This window comes from uncultured Aquincola sp., from assembly GCF_964001545.1.
Lineage (GTDB): Bacteria > Pseudomonadota > Gammaproteobacteria > Burkholderiales > Burkholderiaceae_C > Aquincola.
In genome coordinates, this window is the sequence record NZ_CAXFDV010000375.1 from 1 (window position 1) to 4,008 (window position 4,008).

Consider the following 4,008-nt stretch of genomic DNA (forward strand, 5'->3'; position numbering starts at 1 on the left):
CCCCCGCTGCGCGAGATGCGCTTCGTCATCGACGAGGTGCTGCAGGCACCGGCCGCCTGGGCGGCGACGCCGGCGCATGCCGACCTCGATGCGGACACCGCCGCCGCGGTGCTGGAAGAAGCCGGCCGCTTCGCCAGCGGCGTGCTGGCGCCGTTGAACGCGGTTGGCGACCAGCAAGGCTGCCGGCTGGCCGAAGACGGCCGCGTGCACACGCCCCAGGGCTTTGCCGCGGCCTACCGCGCCTTCGTGCAAGGCGGCTGGCCCGCGCTGGCCTGCGCGCCCGAACACGGCGGCCAGGGCCTGCCGTTGCTGCTGGACGCGGCGGTGGGCGAGATGTGGGCCGCCGCCAACCATGGCTGGACCATGTACCCCGGCCTGCTGCACGGCGCCTACGACTGCCTGCGCCACCATGCCCACCCGGCGCTGCAGGCGCTGTACCTGCCCAAGGTCGCCAGCGGCGAATGGCTGGCCACCATGCACCTGACCGAGCCGCAGGCCGGCAGCGACCTAGGCCTGCTGCGCAGCCGCGCCGAGCCCGCCGGTAGCGGCCAGGGCGGCCTGCCGGGGCTGCCGGCCTACAGGCTGCACGGCGTCAAGCAGTTCATCTCCGGCGCGGCCCACGACCTCACCGACAACACCGTGCACCTGGTGCTGGCGCGCCTGCCCGACGCACCGGCCGGCAGCCGGGGCCTCTCGCTCTTTCTGGCGCCGCAGCGCCTGCCCGATGGATCCGACAACCCGGTGCGCTGCACCGGCCTGGAACACAAGATGGGCCTGCACGGCAGCGCCACCTGCGCGGTGGCGCTGGAAGGCGCGCTGGGCTGGCTGGTGGGCCAGCCGCACCGCGGGCTGCAGGCCATGTTCGTGATGATGAATGCGGCCCGGCTGCATGTGGGACTGCAAGGGCTGGGTCACCTGGAACAGGCGCAGCGCCATGCCTGGGCCTATGCCCGCGAGCGGGTGCAGGGCCGCGGCCGGCCGATCGCCGAGCACCCGGCCATGCGCCGCCTGCTGTGGACGCTGCGCGCCGATGCCGAAGCCGGCCGCGTGCTGGCTTACGAGGCCGCGATGCTGCTGGACACCGCCCACCATGGCGCCGATGCCGACCAGCGGGCCGAGGCTGAAGCACAGGCCAGCCTGCTGACGCCGGTGGTCAAGGCCGGCCTGACGGCGCTGGGCCACCACGGCGCCGATGCGGCGCTGCAGGTGTGGGGCGGCACCGGCTACACGCGGGACGCCGGCATCGAGCAGACCGTGCGCGACAGCCGCGTGGCCATGCTGTACGAAGGCACCAACGAGATCCAGGCGCTGGACCTGTTGCAGCGCAAGGTGCTGGGCGACCAGGGCGCCGCCTTCGGCCGCCGGCTGGCCGCCCTCCAGGCGCGGGCCGATGCGGCACCGGCCAGCCTGGCCGCCGAGGCAGCGGCGCTGCGCCAGGCGGTGCAGGCCGCCCGTGCCGCACTGGAAGCACTGGCCCCGCAGGCCGAAGACCCCGAGCGCGTGGGCGCCGCGGCCGACGACTTCCTGGCCGGCAGCACCCGCCTGCTGCTGGCCGACGCCGCGCTGCGCATCGCCCAGGCCGCCGAGCCCGGCGCCGCCCAAGACCCTTGGCGCGCCGAACGCCTGGCCGCCGCCCGCTGGGGCCTGCTGCGCGGCGCACCCGAGGCCGTGTTCGCCTTCGGCCGGGTCAGCGCGCCGGTGGTGTTGCCGGGGTGAGGAGATCGGGGGGGCGGTGCCGCTGCGTACTTGCAGGGATCACTGCATGGGGCTCAGACTGCATACATACACAACGAGCGACGCCTTGAGTCATGCCCATCTTGCCAGCCGGTACCGTCCCTGAGGACGCATGTCGCACCTCCGAAGCCGAGGTGTTCGACATCCGTGCGATGGCGGTCATGCCCCAAGAGCGAATGCGCATGGGCGATGCGTTGGCCGCCTTTGGCCTGGGCATCGGGCTGGCCGATGAAGATATGGCTGCAGTGGAAAGCATGCGTGAAAAGGCGCCCGCACAGCCACTGAACTTTGACGACTGATCGTCCCGGCCGCGCGCGTGTTTTCCGCATCGTGAACACGGGTTCGTGGGATGCCGCCTGATTCAACAGAAAATTGTTGAATAAGTGATCTAATTGCCGGGTTGTCTCGGTATGAGGCCCCCCACCCGCCATGCTTCACCGCTACGCTTTTTCCAATTTCCAGAGCTTTCGGGAACACACCGAGGTCGACTTGCGCCTGAATGGCAAGACCCAGGCGGTAGGCTGGGAGCGGCAGTCGCCGGGCGGCACGCGCCTGGGCACGGCCATGGCGGTGGTGGGGCCCAATGCCTCGGGCAAGACGGCGCTGCTCAAGCCGCTGGTCTTCCTGGCCTGGTTCGTGAAAGCCTCGTTCCAGGCGCCGGCCGATTCGCCACTGCCCGTGGTCCCGCACTTCAGCGCTGTGGAAGCACCCACCGAGATGGAGTTCGAGGGCGAGGATCTCGAAGGCGTGCTGTGGCGCTACGTGTTGCGCCTGACGCCCGAGCGCGTGCTGTTGGAGGCGCTCTACCAGCAGAAGGTCAAGGGCCGCTACAGCTACGTCTTGATGCGCGAGTGGAACGCGGCCGAGCATCGCTACGAGGTGCGGCAGCAGGGCTTTGGCATGGCACCGGCCGAGGCGCGCAAGGTTCGGCCCAATGCCTCGCTGGTGGCCACCGCAGCGCAGTACGGCGTGCCGCTGGCCTTGCGCTTTCAGGCCCTGCAGGTCCAGTCGAACGTCGCGGCCGGCGGGCGGGTGGCCTTTCGTGCAGACAGCGATCTGCCGTCGGCCGCCAAGTACTTTGCTGTTGAATCCGCGGCGCGCGAGCAAATGGCGACCCTGCTCAAGGCGTGGGACCTGGGCCTCAGCGGCGTCGAACTGCGTGAGCTGACGCGGCCGCGAGAAGGCCAGGACTCCGAACGCTTCTGGCTGCCCTTTGGCCAGCACACTGACCGCGAAGGGCAGGCGCGCACGCTGTCGTTCTTGCAGGAGTCCAGCGGCACGCAAAGCGCCTTCGTCTTGCTTGCACGTCTGCTGCCCGTGCTCAACCACGGGGGTCTTGCGGTGATCGACGAGTTCGAGAACGACCTGCATCCGCACATGCTGGAGCCCATCCTGGACCTGTTCGCCAACCCGCAGACCAATCCGCATGGCGCCCAGATCTTGTTCACCTGCCATGCGATGGAGGTGCTCAATGTGTTGCACAAGTCGCTGGTGATGTTGGTGGAGAAGGGGCCTGGCTGCGAAAGCAGCGCCTGGCGGATGGACAGCATCAAGGGCCTGCGCAACGACGACAACTTCTACGCCAAGTACATGGCTGGCGCATACGGCGCGGTGCCGCAGTTGTGATGGCCCCGCGTGCGTCACGCGTGCCGGTTCGTGCGCAGCGGCGCACCGTCCTGCTGGTGGGCGAAGGTCTGGCGGAGCAGGTATTCCTCGGCCATCTGAGGGCCTTGTACGTCGCCCGGGGCAGCAAGAGCGTGACGGTCAAGAACGCCAAGGGCAAGGGTGGCGCCCATGTGCTGGATTACCCGGTCAGGCAGGCTCGGCAGGCGGACTACGACGAGGTAGCCGCGGTGCTGGACACCGACACCCAATGGGGAGCAGCGGCTTGGCGCTGCCGCCCATGAGCCCAGGGTCTATGAGCGGCACTTCAGCCGGGGCGTGCTGGATGCTGCAGCCCAGCGGCTGCCGCTGCTGGCTGCGCTCATCGATTTTTTGCGGGGCTGATGCGGACTCCGATGTTGGCGACCTCCGCTTCGCCTCGCTTCACCCCGGCTGCCACCCCAAGCGCCGCGACAGCCCGCCCGCCACCCGCCGCAGTTCAGCCGCCAGCGTCCCGTCCCAGTGGCTGTCGAAGGTGGCGCTGGGGCCGATGGCGGTGATGCTCAGCACCATCGCGCCGCGGCCGTCGAACACCGGCACCGCCAGCGCGCTGACGCCGGGCAGCGACAGATCCACCGCCCGCGCCAGGCCGCGGCGGCGCACCTCGGCCAG

The 4,008-nt window shown here is 70.1% G+C and carries 5 protein-coding genes; 4 read left to right on the plus strand and 1 reads right to left on the minus strand.

Annotated elements, in window-relative coordinates:
• The 4 genes from ABNT58_RS12900 to ABNT58_RS12915 form a co-directional block, all read left to right on the plus strand.
• A partial coding sequence (locus tag ABNT58_RS12900) for an acyl-CoA dehydrogenase family protein (protein WP_348753878.1) occupies positions 1–1,716 on the plus strand: 1,716 nt, incomplete at its 5' end.
• Positions 1,717–1,868: 152 nt separating this feature from the next.
• A complete protein-coding gene (locus tag ABNT58_RS12905) occupies positions 1,869–2,033 on the plus strand; it encodes a hypothetical protein (protein WP_348753879.1) in 165 nt (54 codons plus the stop codon).
• 130 nt (positions 2,034–2,163) lie between these two features.
• Positions 2,164–3,360: an ATP-binding protein gene (locus ABNT58_RS12910; RefSeq protein ID WP_348753880.1), complete on the plus strand. Its 1,197-nt coding sequence runs from the start codon at positions 2,164–2,166 to the stop codon at positions 3,358–3,360.
• Complete coding sequence (locus tag ABNT58_RS12915) at positions 3,360–3,641, plus strand: hypothetical protein (protein ID WP_348753881.1); 282 nt, start codon at positions 3,360–3,362, stop codon at positions 3,639–3,641. Before ABNT58_RS12910 ends, ABNT58_RS12915 begins: the two co-directional genes overlap by 1 nt.
• A gap of 139 nt (positions 3,642–3,780) precedes the next feature.
• Here ABNT58_RS12915 and ABNT58_RS12920 read toward each other — a convergent pair.
• Positions 3,781–4,008, minus strand: a 228-nt coding sequence (locus ABNT58_RS12920; protein ID WP_348753882.1) for an IclR family transcriptional regulator C-terminal domain-containing protein, incomplete at its 5' end; no start/stop codon positions are given.

Coding starts and splice junctions, on each gene's coding strand:
- ABNT58_RS12910 (WP_348753880.1), top strand. CDS start 2,164: ATGCTTCACCGCTACGCTTTTTCCAATTTCCAGAGCTTTCGGGAACAC.
- ABNT58_RS12915 (WP_348753881.1), top strand. CDS start 3,360: ATGGCCCCGCGTGCGTCACGCGTGCCGGTTCGTGCGCAGCGGCGCACC.